Genomic DNA, 14,921 nt, shown 5'->3' with positions numbered 1-14,921 from the left:
GGGGCCCGGTTCGCGTGAAGAAACGCGCCAGAGCGAAAATCTATAGAGACTCGTTCCAATTCAATCGGAGCGAAAAAAACTGGATCATCTCGACGGTGGCGCCAGCCCCTCATCGAGAGGGCTGTACGTCCCTCGTCGTCGCCGCGGGGGCTTCCGGTGTTGCCCTGTTGCTCGCTCCATCTTCCTCTTTGCTCTTGTTGGGCGGGGCAAAGGTGCCGTAGCTGGCAAGAGGAATGGCGGCGCGATCGCCACTACTTGTCATGACAGATCGATTGTCCAGCAAGTCGATCGGATCGTTGACCATGACTGCCAGATTGTTTCTGGTCGAGCAGCCAAGGGTCGGATCGAACGAATTGTCGTTTACCGCAGGTCCGACGATGGAAAGCGATGGACAAACGGGAGGATGGGCCTCAAAGGTGATGGCCTCGATCCGCACCCCGAAGCGGGCGGGCAGATCGATCGGGGAGGCAGCCAGGCGGATGTTATAGGGGGCGATGCCCATGGCACGGGCCTCGTGGGCCACTTGTGCAATGAGCCGGGGTGAGCCGGTGACATCAATATGGAGTGCATCCCGCCGACCGCCACTGGCATGCGCAATGAAACTCCGCAGCCGATGCCTTTCAGAGCCACGAAGGCTCTGCAAGAACAAGACGCTGCTCTTCTGTTCCACCTGGATCGCCTGCTCAGCCGGCTCGGAACGGACCGAAGCACTATTTGCGCATCCACCCAACGTTGCCGCCATAACGATCAAATGGCACAGATGTCGCAGAGTCATTTGACGATCCTCATTCGATAATAAAGCCGCCGCTGCCGGTCAATCCTGGTGCGCTGGTGCGGGGCGCATCGCGGTCTTTTGGCGGTCGCGCCAGCGTATTCGTCAAAATGCGGCCCGCGTCCGACGGCGGTGCAATGCGATCGCTCGGCGCACTCATCCGGCTCGGGTTCGATCCGGGCCGCACGATGTAAGGCGTGACAATAATGACAAGCTCGGTTTCGCGCTTTTGAAACGATGAGGAGCGAAACAGCGCGCCGAGGATCGGCACGTCGCCGAGCCAGGGAAATTCGCCGATGTCGTTGTTGAAGTTGCGTCTGATCAGCCCGCCGATTGCAAAGCTCTGACCGCTGGCGAGCTCGACCACGGTGCTGGCCCGCCGCGTCGAGAGGGCAGGGACTTCCATGCCATTGATCTTGACTTGGCCTTCGCTCGACAGCTCGCTGACTTCGGGCTTCACACGGACATTGATCTGATTATTGTTGAGAACCGTCGGAACGAATTCGAGGCTCACGCCGAACTGGCGGAATTGAACCGAAACCTGCCGATTATCCTGCATCACAGGAATGGGGAATTCGCCGCCGGCCAGGAAGCTTGCGGACTCGCCGGACATCGCCGTCAGATTCGGCTCAGCCAGGATCGAGGCGAGGTGTTCGCTGGCGAGCGCGTCGAGAACAGCGCTGAGGTTGGTATTGCCGGCGCTAAACCCGATACCGATCGTGCCGCCGCCGCCGGCGGCGCCAGACCCGCCATCTTTGCCGCTGATCAGAAAAGCGCCGTTCGGGCTGGATGCGGTGAAATGGATATTGAGATCCTTGACGGCGCTGCGGGAGACTTCTGCGACCCGTACGCTGAGATTCACCTGCAACGAGCCGGCGACCTGGATCTTGTTGACGACCAGTGACCCGGCCCCAAGAAACTGCTCGGTAACTTTCTTGGCGGTCTCGACGACCTCGGCATTGGGCGCCGTACCGCTTAGGATAGCGCCGCGTGGGGTATAGCTCACCTGGATCGGATAGTCGCCAACCTCGGCTCGAAGCGTTGCTCGCAGGTCCTCGATCGGCTGTGTAACGACCACGCGCAGCTCGGCGAGAGCCTCGCCGTTTTCGTTCAGGGCAAAGAGGCTGGTCCGTCCGGATTTCTTGCCAAACACGAAGATCGTCGTGTTCGACGGCGCCTGATAATCCGCAATCGTCGGGTCAGCAACAAAGATGCTGCTCGCCGCAGCGGTCAGATGAACTGTCTTGCCTTGTGAAGAAGTCAGGTTCAGCGTGCCGGAGGTGCCGCCGGGCGCCGCGCGTGGCGGTTCTCCTTTGCCATCCCGCTTGATCTCGGCTGCCGCAGCATATGAAAACAGCAGAGCAAGTCCGCACAGGACGTAGCAGAGGCGAGACAAAACGGCACAGCGCGACGTCCTGACGAGCATCGACGGCCCATCAGTGCCGGCAGCATTGTAAATGACCTTCAAGGGATTGTTGCTTTCGAGTTCGATTTAGTCAGGCAGCCGAGGCTGCCTCAATGAGTTCAAGGGTGTAACCGACGCCGCGCGCGGTCTTGATCCTGAGCGTCGCACCCGACTGGCTCAAATGCGTGCGCAAGCGATAGATTCCGACTTCCAACGCATTGGCCGAGACCTCATCGTCGAACGCATAAAGGCTGTCCTCCAGCGATGCGCGCGGCACGGTGCGGCCGGCACGGTTGAGCAAATGTTCAAGAATGCACACTTCGCGGCGAGCAATCTTCAGTATCCGACCACCGACCGCGACTTGCCTTGCAATGGGGTCGAAATGCAGATTGCCGAATGTCACGAGCGGCGCCGTCATTTGCGTCGACCGCCGCAGAATGGCTCGCATGCGTGCGATGAGTTCGTCGGTAGATACGGGTTTGGGGAGGAAATCGTCCGCGCCCGCATTGAAGATCGCAATCCGCCGGCCGAGATCGTTGAGACTGCTCATCATAATGGCCGGCATTGAGCGTCCCTCGCGCCGCAGCTGCTTCAGCCAATCCAAGCCGTCCCCATCGGGCAGAACCAATTCGAGCAAAAGAATGTGGTAGTTGGCGCAATCCAGCGCGGCCGCCGCCTCATCCAGCGTGCGTGTCACGTCAACGGCGAACCCGCAATAGGGGAGCGCTTCCTTCACAGCACGGGCAAAGTCCGCATGATGATCAACCAGGAGAATTCGCATTTCATCGCCTCTCGTCCATCCACGCCAAGACCTTAAGCGGGTCACGGTTGACCAAGAGGTTCGGCGAAACTGACAGACGTCCGTTTTGACATGAGTGCAAAGGTACGGCAGCGACGAAGCGGAGCGTGGTGGTGGGTGATCAATCTCGGTGACTTCCTTATCATGAGATTGAAAAATGCGATGACCCGACAGTGACTGCATGCGTCGTCGGCGATGCCAAGCGGGCCCTTTGTGCCGGGAAAAAATGCGACATAATTTACGAGGCCGCGAGCGGTTGCAGCCGATTGGCGGATCTGAGCATCGATCGCAGCGATGTCTGCACGCACTGAGTAGCCGGCTTCGATCATGATGGCACTAGAGCGCGCAATCGAAGCCAATGCCCAGGAGCGAGCCGATGGATTTGTGGCTGAACAGCCTGGTGAAACCGACATTGTTGGAACTCCCCACCACTCCCACATTGCCCCGGCCCCGCGGTCAATCTTGCTATGCTGTCGAGCCTGTGGCGTCGCCAAGTCCCGATGAGGCAAGGTTTTCCGCGTGAATGACAATTTCAGGCCACGCATCTGGACGATGCCTCCGGCGCAACGATGTACGACGAACAGATCGATGTGCCTCCCGAACTACTGAGAAAACCGCTCCCTGGCCGGTGATAGACTTGCAGGGCGCCAACGATCCCGATGTTTTGCCGCGTCCGATGCTGCGCCCCATCGACAGTAGTGAATGAGGGGCAGATAGGGGAGCCGCTCGTCGGGGCTACGACGCCTCTGATCGAGGTCATTGCGCCAGCTGCATCTCATCTTGGATGAGCGGCGGCGGAATAATCGGAGCTCGAGTTTTTGGTCGCGCGTTGCATGGACAGCGCGAGGTAAACAGAGCCCGCTTTCGGCCCGCATGCTAAATCTTGATCCGGCTGCAACAGGGGCGGCGCTGCGTCCTTCGTGCTGCACATAGGCGAAGTGATCAATCCGTGTGACGGAGCGAAGCGGCGCGGTGTTGAGTTTGGAAGACGTTCGCAATTCTTGCCGCCTGTCAGGAAGTGTTCGCGCGAGCGTGGTTGTGTGTCGCGAGGTTGTCGGAAATCCTACAATCTGACGTTGGGTGAGATTCAAGTGTCTTTAACAATTGGTTACAACGTACCCTCACACTTACGCGCGTCTTGAAGCGATAGCGAGGAAGTCTGGACACGGTCATAGCTTTGAGGATTGCGGTCGGTCTTACTTTCTCTAACGTCGTGAGCATTTCGTCTCTCCAAATTCTATGACGCGCAGCCTCACCTGCAAAGATGGCATGAGGCAGTCATCCTTGCTGCGCGTTAAGGGGGAAGCCGTAGCGCGCGTAAGCGTGCGATTGCCAGATTGCCTCACACGCGGCGATTGGCAGGCAGACTGTGGCTGGCCGCAAGAAGCGTTGATCTGACGCGTGAGCTTAACGTCCTGGATGCAGACGCGCGATTGCCGAGGTGGAATTGACCGGCAAGGGATTGAACAGAGAATCGATTGTCACACCACATTCCTGAATGCTGCCTCCAAAGACCGCAGCCGACTATGGAGGCTTCATGCAGGATTGGCAAAATCAATTGTTTTGATGGAACACATTCAAGCGGCGGATATGCGTCGGGCGGCTGCGCCGCTTGCCGTGGCTGATGCGGCGTCTACTGCGCTCAGTCATGCGATCCTGTTGAGGTCTTCGGATCAAACGCATGTCCCGCATCAGACGGAAGGCGTTCTCCGGCTCACGACACGAGTTCGATCTCGAAACGAACGCGGCGACCGGATCGATGTCAGGCAATAGCCAAAGCCCGCCCGAATGAGTGACGTCGAAGAACAGGTTTGAAGGGGCGGTCGAATGGGCACCACGCGCCGGATCCCGCTCTCGGGATGTCGGCGGCGATTGAGCCTTTGATGGCCGCGTGATGTGCTGTTTCGGTATTTGCACATGGATGAACGTTTTCGCAATAGAGCACGTCGGTAGGTTATCTATTCAGTGCTATCACGCCTGTACGGATTTGCGTCGCGGGCGGTCCGGTAGTCGTCGAGATTGCCGCCTAGAAACAGGCGTTCGGTCTCTCTGGTTGGCGCTCGGCCCAGCGAGCACATCAGATCCACATCTGCATCGATGTTGTCCTGATCCTCGACATTCATTCCGAGCCCGATACTGCTCAGAACGTCGTCTGGCGTCCATACCGAGGACCTCGGTACGGTGTATGTGTGCAACGTGCTCGCATTGTTAGCGATCGCTCGCGCCCAATGGTCGCGCGAAACGACCAGCTTTGACGGATCCTCAACTAACGACACGAAAGGAGAAGCTGTTGTCTTGCCGCGCATATGCCATCCAGCCAGGCGCGCAAGGTCCATAGGATATCGTTCCAGAGGATCTCCAACCGAAGAGTGGTCCCTCGCCGTGTTGCGAACATGCGATATTGCGCTCGTGTTGACTTCCGTGCGCGGCTTGGAATCGCTGTCCTGGTTCTGAAAGCGCCGCAGAGTGACATATGATGACCCCGCCACTTCGTCGAAGATGCGGTCCCGATCGACACTGTCATCGAAAGTTGCAGTCGCTGGCGACCAACGTGCTGATTGCTGGTCGGCGAGGTCGATCTCGTGTCTGAGCGCATCAAGCGTGGCGCCTGTCAGCGTTGCCGCAAGCTTAGCGCGAGCGCTGACAAATGATATGGATGGATAGCGACCGGGTACCGTGGCGACCTCGTTCGGCGCAGACCTGGCCGTCCCGGGATTTGCCATAAGGGAGACCGAATCGCTCGCGGGGTTGACCGAATCCAAGTCATCTAGCCGCTGCTCAAAGCTTGCTTGATCCTCGGACCTGTGCGCCGGCGCGTCGGTGTGTGCGCTCGGCTCGTCTGGCTGCCGGTCCACCCGGTGCGGCTGCTGCCCGACGTCGTGAGCTTCAAGGGGAGTATTTGCGGGATTCCGTGGATCAACATTCATTTCTCTTCGATCTCCCCTCGAGTGCCGGTCGTTGGCATGGAGTGTTGCAGGTGCAGCTTTCGAGAAGCTGACGGACCTGGAAGCAAGCCAGTATCCGTTTGAGGGGTGCCGGATGAATTCAGTTCAGTGAGGTGAGCGGTCAACCAGACGGAAGCCACGCAAAGCGATATACTAGAAGTCGACACTTCTTTGTGCCATCTGGCGTTCCTGTTTCGACGAGGGCGAGATCGGGTGCCTTGACTGAGCTTGTTCGCCCAACCACCCATTGCCGGCTTATCGTCCGGTGGCAGAGAGACCTTGCCAGGTCTCAACGTGGACAAGCTGGCAGATGCGGTTGGTCGAAGTGTTCTTTCGGAAGTCGCTCGCTTAGGCACATTTGGGGCCGCATTTCCTCGGCCATATCGGCCTCCGTTGGATTAGCGCGACCGGTTGCCGTTTGTAGTTCTAGCGGGCGACGCTCGATCGAATCGTTCCAGCGATGTCGCGCGAGATCAGGCCACTTTAGCAAACCTGACCTACGAGGTTGTGACGTCGGAATAGCCGTCACAACCACTTGTGCCTGGTCGCGACAGGTTGTTTTTGTCGCAAGCGCGGCGTGCTTGATGTCTGGAATCCGCCAAACGGCTTGCGAGGACGACGTCTTGCAACGTGCGATCTGTGGTACTTATCGAGGGAGATGAGCATATGAAGTTTACTGGCAAAGGGCTGGCGATTCTGTTGTCCTTGCTTTCGGCCGCAAGCATGAGCACGATGGCGAGAGCCGACGAGCCTTCGCCGAAATACACCGAGGTGCTCAATGCCCTGCAGACCGGAAAGAACGTGAAGCTCATCCTGGACATGAGCCGCTGTGCCAACGCGGAGGGTAGCAAGCCTGCGTCGGCGACGCAGGCCGGTCTGGTCATCAATGCCTTCAGGGTTACGCCCCAGAACGGCATCAGTTTCGCCAATGCGCACCAAACGGTGGACAGCGCCGGACATGCCGTAACCGAGTACATCCGCCATAGCCTCAGCCGCGAAGGCAAGCTCACGGTGCGGGCTTCGAAGCTTGTCGTCGGGACCACCGAACTCGTGAATCAGGGCGAATTCATCTGCGACTTGCCTGATGGCGCGAAGTTCATCTGGTAAACGAAGAGCACCGCGCTGGGACCGCGCTTCGAAGCCGTTTCCCTAACGCGTGGATGCTTCACCGAACATGGTACGATAATCTAAATCGTGAAGACGGCCAGATTGTTTCTGACCGTCTTTCGTCCGACGTGCCGAGTTGCACGAAGTTGCGCCAGTTCGCTCAAAGGCGCCATATGAGGGCGGACGATCCTCATCGGATCTTTGTGATCGGCGGATCGCCAGTGCCGACTATGCTGGTATGATCTGGAGCCAAGGGGCTCATTAGACCAAAAACCGGGTCGCCAAAGTACGTTCGTATCCTTGTCCGCGACCCTTGTAGACATTCTTTCCAATCCGATTAGTCCACCGGCCGGCGATGATTCGCACTTGATCGTCGGCCAAGCGATGGTCTTGTAGCGCGTGCGCATCTTGTATCCCGATGGTTCTCGGATCTGCTCGGCTGAAAGTGCCGGTGCTGCCGAATGCGACGACAACGCGATAGATACATCCTGCTTGAGATCATGCTGTGACTGGCAAGGTCGGGTTTGGCTGACAGCGTTGGAACGCAGTTCTAAGATCTCTGGAAGCAAAAGATCTTCATGGCTTCGGGAGCCCCTTGGGCAGCTGTCCAACGTGGCGACGAGCCCCTCGTTTAGCCAAATGGCGGCCGATGGAAGAGAAGAACGCGGCCTCCGGCTAGGCTTTCGGCCGTGTAGGGCTGACCGTGGATCAAAAAACGGGTCATTGGGACATCCTGGCTCGGCAGGAGACCACGGTTTTGCAGCATGTCGATCACGACGGGCGAAGCCTCTTTGGGGCCATGCCTCCAGTTGTCGCCGAATAACTCCCCGCGTTCAGGCACTTGCGGGGTTGGCTGATGGCCCGATGCCGGTGCGGTAGACGGCAGGGGACGGTTTGGCGCCAGCGCCGAAGGAGCGTCCTCGCGCCATTCGAAAGGTGCCGGTGCATCAAACCCTGGCGCAAGACCGACGTCGATAGCTGGGGAAGCCCTCCCCACCGCAGGCGTAGCTTCACTCAGCAAAGCGGGCCGAGGGTGGTGAATGAGTTGAACGTCGTTGGGTCCTCCCGGTCCCAACATGGCCGTGTAGCGTTCGCCGCCAATCTCGTAGTTCATGACCGGATGTTCCGCAACAGGCAAGAAGTCCCACTTGCCCAACGTGGACAGCATCATGTCGGGAGCCAGCTGGGTGCGATGCGAAAAATCCTTGGGAACGGCAAACGACACATCGAAGGTATCGCCGACAGCGGGAGACCGCAGATGGATGAGCTGAACATCATTGGGCCCTCGCGGTCCCAACACGCCCGTATAGCGTTCACCGCGAATGTCGTAGGTCTTTACCCACTGTGCTGCATCGGGCAACAGACCCCATCGACGCAGCTTGGAGCGCATCATGTCCGGCGCAGGCTGGGTGGCGTGGGAGAAGTCCTCGGGAACGGCCAAAGAAGCATCAAAGCTGTCGCTGGCTGGAAAGGACGTCCGCTCAAGTGTGCTCTGGGCCGCAGCACCTTGGTCCATCATCCGTCTAAAATAGTCTTCAGGGACGAAATTCTGCGGCCGCGGGCTGGGTTGCCAGGTCACGGCATCGAAAAGTTCTTCCTGAGCGGCACTTTGTACCGGCGAGTGGACGCTAGAACTCATCGTTGGCCACGGCGCCGGTGCATTGAAGGTCGCTGCCAGCAGACCCTCGCGATCCGCGGCATCGAAAAGCTCTTCCTGGGGGAAATTTTGCACGGGCGATGAAGTCGCTGAGTGCATTCGTTGCAAACCGGTCACGGCACGAGAAGCTCTTCCTGAGTGAAACTTGGCGCGGGCGATAAAGTCGCTGAACACATTTGCTGCGAAAGCACTGGTGCATCGAAGCCAGGAGCTGGAAGCTCGCCGCTCTCCTCCGCGGTATCGAAAGGCGCATCCTGGGCCACACTACGTATCGCAGAATGAAGGGCTAAACCCGGCACGTGCCAAACCTGCAGAGTATTGAAACCATCAGCCGGTAGTGAGGCGTCGCGATCCGCAGCGCTTCCCAAGCGCTGTTCATCGACCGGCCGCATGGGCAAAGGAGCGGGCGGTTGAATGACCTGGCGCGAGCTGCCTCCTTCTGCGCCCAAATTACCCCGCCCGACGATCGCGCGATAGTCGCGCAGAGCGTTCAAGGCGGAGATGAGCCTCTTGTCATTTCGAAACAAACGGTATGCGTGGCCGAGCAGTTTGTCATCACTGAGCTTGGCAATGGACGACGGGCGGAGCGCTACAGCTAACTTCCGCAGCCCGCTCGCATAGCCCCCGGCCCTTTTCTCGCCGATCTGTCGACCAAAACGTGCCTCGGCAGCCTCCCTGATGAGACGCTCATCTTCCCTGGAAGGACGATAATGTGTTCTGAGGGGGAGAGCGTCTGCGTCAGGCTCGCGGTACCGACTGACCATTGACAATGCTGGGGCGATGATCTTGTCGTTTGGCAGCAGCTTGCTGGCGTAACTGAGTAACTTATCGTCATCCAGGCTAGCCATTGATTTGCCCGACCGCTTCAGCTCCTCAGCCAAATTGCGAAGCCGACGATCATAAATACTGATGGTGACAGAACTAGGCGGTGGCCCTCGCTCGAGAGCAGCACCGGACGCTGCCTGGATGAGGCGATCGTCCTCCTCAGTAACATCATAAAGCTCTCTGTGGGGATATATCGGGCCGGCCCTTGGCGCCTCTAGCAGCTGTTGCTCAAACTCCGCTTGCGGCTGTTGCGGTTGTTCCGCGGCCGTATTGGATGCAGCCGAATCATGATCAGCTTGGTTGATAGTATTCAATCGGTCCATGATTCTCGTCTGCCAGCATAGCTCTCTGGTTCCTTTGCTACCAATGTCAGCTTTCCAAAACCTGACGTGGCCTTCCGTCAGGTAGAATGCACGAGGTCCTGCACATGACTGCGCGGAGGCGCTGCAGCGGGCGGGGGCCCAAAGAAAGTTCGTAACAAAAGAGGGGGACGGTTGAAATTTGAGCTGCAAGAGGGGTGTGCCGCTCCATTGATGATCGTGGTCCGTCAGCTCTCGATTGAGGCGATCCGCGCTATGATCGCGACGACGGGTATGCCATTCGGCGAGTTTCGATGATCCGAGACCAGCGCAGTGCGAAGTAGCGCTCCTTTAGATCCGCTAGATCGTCATTTGGGCGGCATCAAAATCGTTAATTGAGCTGAGTCTTGTCCTTCCTGACGCGCTTTCATCGAAACGTGAGTTCTAAAAGACCGTCGAAATTCGACTGCCCTGAAACTCGCCGGGATAGAAGCCATTCGTACACCAACTCGGTCATACGTGTTCGGAGTCCGACACCGCCGCTGACAATCGTCGGGGCGGCAGAACATCAGAGCTGCCGGCGGTCGTTCTGCAAGGAAAATCAGAAGCCGGGCGCTTTGAAGCCAATGGCACGGCCGTTGCTTATTGAGAGACAACGATAGTCGGCGAAGGCGCAAAGCGCATTCAGACACGTTGGGACAAACCTGCCCGAAACTTCTTTAAACCAGTAGGCCCTGTACAGTGCACCGCGCGTATAACAGCTGCCGCACTTGCTCAATAGGGCGTTCCTTCGATTGGATGGCAGGACGATGAGGCAAAGCGCGGGCTAGCGAACTGGAGAGTTGGATGACTGCCCCCCAAGCCATATCGGCGCGGCGCCAAACGACCGATGTAGACGCTATGATCGCGGATCTGCGGTCATGCGAGCACCCGCACGACGTGGAAGTGTGCGGTATGCTCTTGCACATTCTCCCCGGCGTTCTGTCGCCACGCCTAAGTCACGCTCCCGACGCCTTGATATCGAAGTGGCACATCCAATCTGGAGCAACAGTATTGGATCTGGGGTGCGGATCAGGCGTCCTGGGGCTGGCGGCACTTCGCGCCGGGGCAGAACACCTGGTGGCTCTCGATATCAATCCGCAAGCCGTTCTCACCACAAAGTTAAACATCGAGCGGTTAGGTCATTCAAAGCAGGCAGAAGCGCGGCTCAGTGACATCTATTCTGCGCTGCAGCCTGAAGAAAAGTTCGACCTTATTCTGTTTGCCGCCCCATACTGGAACCGAAAAGCAAGAGACGATTTGGAGCGCTCTTGCTTTGATGAAGATCACAGCGCCATGGCCTCAGCTCTCGGGGGAGCGCATAATTGGCTCAACGCCAACGGCCTAATGTATGTCGTCTTTTCTGATCAAGGCGATATTGGGCGCGTCCTGAACTTGATCGATAACAGTAACCTGCGTGTTAGAAATATGCATATTTTCCGACCATCGATTCATGGGGGGCATATCCGGATCATCTGGGAGCTAACGGTTCGGTGAAGCCTCTTCCGCTTCCTCGATCCCGCCAAGCGCTGCTGCTAGTCAAACTGTTAAAGTGTGCCGGTTCAGGCCTGGTCGTGTTCGGGGCGGGAGTTCGATAACGAAGACCGCCGGCCGATGCTTGATGCGTTGCAGAACGAGTTCGTCGGATGCAGGGCAATCGCAAGTCGCACGGCTTATGGGAGCTGACTGCGCCAGCACCGCCGTATACCGGCCCTCTCGTGGGCGATTTGCAAGCCGATGTCGTTGTGATCGGCGGTGGATATACTGGACTCTCTACGGCTATCCACCTCGCGGAGGGCGGCGCGCGCGTCATCCTGCTGGAGGCATCCGAAATTGGATTCGGTGGTTCCGGGCGCAACGTCGGGCTCGTCAATGCGGGCATGTGGGTCGTGCCCGACACGCTCTCAGACACCCTCGGCCCTCCGTTTGGAGAGCGGCTCATCGAATTACTAGGTGGCGGACCGCAAGAGGTTTTTGAACTGATCGAGACACATGGGATCGACTGTGAAGTTGAGCGCGCGGGGACCCTGCATTGCGCGGTCGGCCGCAGGGGCTTGGAGGAAATCCAGATTCGTGCCGAACAGTGGCAGAAACGCGGCGCTCCGGTCGTGGTGCTTGATGCGAAGGAAACGCGCAGAAAGATTGGCGGTGGCAACTATACCGGCGCGCTGCTCGACACGCGCGCCGCTACAATACAGCCACTGGCCTATGCGCGCGGCTTGGCGCGCGTTGCGCTTGCAGCGGGCGCGAGGATATTCGCGCAGACGGAGGTCCTCACAGTCCGCGACATGGGGTTGCGTTGGAGGGTCAGCACGGCAATGGGATCTGTATGTGCTAAGTGGGTAATCGTCGCTACCGACGCCTACGGCAAAAGACCTTGGTTGCGGGTTCAGCGAGAGCAGATCCGTCTACCTTACTTCAATTTGGCAACGCGGCCCTTACCAGATCGTCTCAGGACCTCAATCTTGCCCGAACGCCAAGGAGCATGGGACACCCACGAGGTCCTTTCCTCGTTTCGCTTCGACCAGTCCGGCCGTCTGGTGTTTGGCAGCATTGGCGCTCTAGGTGTTCAGTCCCGAGGTCAAGTGGATGGGATCGATCCTGAAGCGGTTTGGTTCGTCGGCCCATGCTTTGCAGATAGCTTCATAGGGCGTGAGACCACGCAGGGTCTTAAGGCGTCTGGCGAAGTTGTAAGCATCAAGGAAGGCAGCGAGGTGATCTTCCAATTGCTCGTGGGTCTCGTAGTGGTATCGCCGGACGGTTGCCTCCTTGAGCGTGCGGTTCATTCTCTCGACCTGACCGTTAGTCCAGGGATGATTGGGCTTGGTCAGGCGATGCTCGATGCCGTGTCCCAGGCAGGCGCGGTCGAAGGGATGGCCGCGCCAGCTTGCAGTGGCGCCATCACGATTCTTGGGCAGGTCGGCGAACTGGATACCGTTGTCGGTCAGTACAGTGTGGATCCGGAAAGGGACGGCCCCCACCAGTTCTTCGAGGAAGGCCCTGGCTGCTGCACCCGTGGCCTTCTTCACCAGCCGGGCGAAGGCGTATTTGGCGGTCCGGTCCACCGCCACGAAGAGATAGAGTTTGCCTTCCGCGGTGCGGACCTCAGCGATATCGATGTGGAAGTAGCCAATGGCGTAGCGCTTGAAGGGTTGCCTCGCCGGCGATCCCGGGTAAGCGGCTGATCCCGTGGCGTTGCAGGCAGCGGTGCAAGGACGAGCGCGTGAGATGCGGGATCGTCGCCTGCAGCGCATAGAGACAGTCATCCAAAGGCAGGAGCGTGTGCTTGCGGAAGGCGACAACCATCGCCTCTTCCTCGGCAGAAAGCACGGTCGAGCGCACGGTCTTTGGCCCCATCGGCGCATCGTGGACAAAGGTGCGCTTACGCCACTTGGCGACCGGTCTTTTGGTTGAGCCCGTGCTGGGCGGCTAGCTCTTTGAGCGGAGCCTTCGATCGCTGTATTGCCGCTCGGATCGCGTGCGTGGTCGTGGCGCTGCCATGGAGTATCTGGCCCATAGGTCCTCCCGGAATGAAGGACCAGTTTGGCTGATTCCCCCACACTCCGGGACCAGACACCTAGAGGGTATCGGCGCCTTGGTTCACCGAGCCTGGGCGGTCAGGTCGCTCCGTAGGCTGTTTCCGCAACTCGACGACGTCGAGTTCGAAGCCGGCTGGTTCGGAATGATCGGGATGACTTCCGACCACCTGCCGCGCTTTCACAAGCTCGACCGTAACCTCGTGTCCTTCGGCGGTTACAACGGGCGCGGGATTGCACCTGGGACCGTCCTCGGCCGCGTGTTGGCGTCCTACGTTCTCGGCCGCCTTGCGGAAGAGGATCTACCGCTTCCAGCTGCGCCGGTTGAATATCGGCGGTTTCGTGCCGCCCGTGAGGCCCCCTACAGAGCCGGCTCTCAACTGGTTCACCTCACTGAAGCGCGGCTCTGATCTGCCTCGTGTCAATCGCATATCGGATCCGGCGGGTTTCCATCGGTTTGGCAATTCCCGGCACGTGACGAGCGAATTGGCTTCGGTCGCGTTCCTCAGAGAGAGTCTTGACATCCACACTCGTGCAGGCCGGCCGTCACGTCTGTTGGTCGGCATCCATGTAACATCCCGACGTCTGCGGGTGAGCAAACTCGCACATCCTGCAGAGCAGAAAGCCATCCATTCCGTTCATGCGATCGGCGATTTCGTGAAAAATTGGGCTTTCGAAGAGATATGCGTATTCGTCGCGCAAAAGATTGCCCAGGACATGACGCCGCTCAAAATCCATCCCGCACAGAGTAACGTCGCCGTTTGGGAGAAGGATATTCCGATGTTGTTGTTTGCCAATACACGTCAAAGGTCCGACGACCGGCTGTCGCGGTTTGATGATATTCGACTCTAGACGTCCTCGCCTGCTACTCAACGGACGCAAGCGCTCCAGCGCTTTTGCGGGAATGATGTCGGCGAGGTCGGGATGGACTTTGCCAAGGACAACGAATCGAATCGAGGGAATGTTCGCCTCGACGAGTCGGCGCATGACATTGAGATAGGACTTTCCGACGAGCCGGCTGTTCATATAAGTGCCATCATCAGGAACGTGGACGATGAAAGCTCTGAACTGCAGCATTTGCAAGCGCCGCAGGTCACTCCCGTTCATTCCGACGAGGGTTGTGAAAATTCGGATGTCATGCCCACGTGTGTAAGCATGCTCAACCATCCTGGTGCACTTCGGATGGAGCCAAGGCTCCGAGTAGCCGGCAAAACTGATGTCGGTAGCCCTCGGCACGCGTGCAAGACACCGCTCGAAATCCTGAAGACCTAGGTACTTCGCTTGAGACACAGGTCTTTGCCGGTCGGCGAACTTGTCTTGGGGGCAATAAGTACACCGGACGATGCATCCTGCGGTCGTCGTTATCTCCAATACCCGGCGACCAGGACTGGCAGCGCGTAAGTTTTGTAACACCATGGGATATGCTGTCATTCTGTCTGGTCCTTTCAGGCGCCGGAGCCACGAAACTGCTGGAGAAGGAGCGCAGCGTTCGATGAGGAGCCGCTTGCTTTGCTCCTCACGGATTGCAAATACAGGA

Annotated in this window: 10 protein-coding genes and 2 pseudogenes; 4 read left to right on the top strand and 8 right to left on the bottom strand. The window is 58.5% G+C overall.

Annotated elements, in window-relative coordinates; genetic code table 11:
* Positions 1-109: 109 nt before the first annotated feature.
* The 4 genes from QA635_RS34355 to QA635_RS34340 form a co-directional block, all read right to left on the bottom strand.
* A complete protein-coding gene (locus tag QA635_RS34355) occupies positions 110-775 on the bottom strand; it encodes a CpaD family pilus assembly lipoprotein (protein ID WP_283064121.1) in 666 nt (221 codons plus the stop codon).
* Positions 776-785: 10 nt separating this feature from the next.
* On the bottom strand, positions 786-2,240 hold the full coding sequence (locus tag QA635_RS34350) for a type II and III secretion system protein family protein (protein WP_283064119.1): 1,455 nt from the start codon (positions 2,238-2,240) through the stop codon (positions 786-788).
* Between the two features lie 28 nt (positions 2,241-2,268).
* Entirely contained in the window at positions 2,269-2,958 is a 690-nt protein-coding gene (locus QA635_RS34345; protein ID WP_283064118.1) for a response regulator, read from the bottom strand.
* Between the two features lie 1,976 nt (positions 2,959-4,934).
* Entirely contained in the window at positions 4,935-5,903 is a 969-nt protein-coding gene (locus tag QA635_RS34340; protein WP_283064117.1) for a hypothetical protein, read from the bottom strand.
* Positions 5,904-6,587: 684 nt separating this feature from the next.
* On the opposite strand from QA635_RS34340, the gene QA635_RS34335 reads away from it, so the two are divergent.
* The gene (locus tag QA635_RS34335) at positions 6,588-7,028 is read left to right on the top strand and encodes a VirK family protein (RefSeq protein ID WP_212058994.1); all 441 of its coding nucleotides are present in this window, start codon (positions 6,588-6,590) and stop codon (positions 7,026-7,028) included.
* Positions 7,029-7,659: 631 nt separating this feature from the next.
* Here the strand turns inward: QA635_RS34335 and QA635_RS34330 are convergent.
* On the bottom strand, positions 7,660-8,859 hold the full coding sequence (locus QA635_RS34330) for a hypothetical protein (protein ID WP_283064116.1): 1,200 nt from the start codon (positions 8,857-8,859) through the stop codon (positions 7,660-7,662).
* The gene (locus tag QA635_RS34325) at positions 8,799-9,833 is read right to left on the bottom strand and encodes a hypothetical protein (protein ID WP_283064115.1); all 1,035 of its coding nucleotides are present in this window, start codon (positions 9,831-9,833) and stop codon (positions 8,799-8,801) included. The genes QA635_RS34330 and QA635_RS34325 overlap by 61 nt, the downstream gene beginning before the upstream one ends.
* Before the next feature lie 822 nt (positions 9,834-10,655).
* Here QA635_RS34325 and QA635_RS34320 point away from each other — a divergent pair.
* Positions 10,656-11,345 (top strand): methyltransferase, encoded by a 690-nt coding sequence (locus QA635_RS34320; RefSeq protein WP_283064114.1) that lies wholly within the window; start codon positions 10,656-10,658, stop codon positions 11,343-11,345.
* Between the two features lie 149 nt (positions 11,346-11,494).
* Positions 11,495-12,412: pseudogene (locus QA635_RS34315) on the top strand (NAD(P)/FAD-dependent oxidoreductase); the annotation flags it as partial.
* Here the strand turns inward: QA635_RS34315 and QA635_RS34310 are convergent.
* Positions 12,410-13,365: pseudogene (locus QA635_RS34310) on the bottom strand (IS481 family transposase). The pseudogenes QA635_RS34315 and QA635_RS34310 overlap by 3 nt on opposite strands.
* On the opposite strand from QA635_RS34310, the gene QA635_RS34305 reads away from it, so the two are divergent.
* Positions 13,348-13,794 carry an FAD-dependent oxidoreductase gene (locus tag QA635_RS34305; RefSeq protein ID WP_283064113.1) on the top strand — a complete coding sequence of 149 codons (447 nt, stop codon included), beginning with the start codon at positions 13,348-13,350 and terminating at the stop codon, positions 13,792-13,794. The pseudogene QA635_RS34310 and the gene QA635_RS34305 overlap by 18 nt on opposite strands.
* A 136-nt stretch (positions 13,795-13,930) precedes the next feature.
* On the opposite strand, the gene QA635_RS34300 is transcribed toward QA635_RS34305, so the two are convergent.
* Positions 13,931-14,551 (bottom strand): SPASM domain-containing protein, encoded by a 621-nt coding sequence (locus QA635_RS34300; protein WP_283064112.1) that lies wholly within the window; start codon positions 14,549-14,551, stop codon positions 13,931-13,933.
* Positions 14,552-14,921 lie beyond the last annotated feature (370 nt).

The sequence above is a fragment of the Bradyrhizobium brasilense genome, from assembly GCF_029714345.1.
Taxonomy (GTDB): Bacteria; Pseudomonadota; Alphaproteobacteria; order Rhizobiales; family Xanthobacteraceae; genus Bradyrhizobium; species Bradyrhizobium australafricanum.
This window is presented reverse-complemented; position numbering and strand designations above follow the sequence as displayed.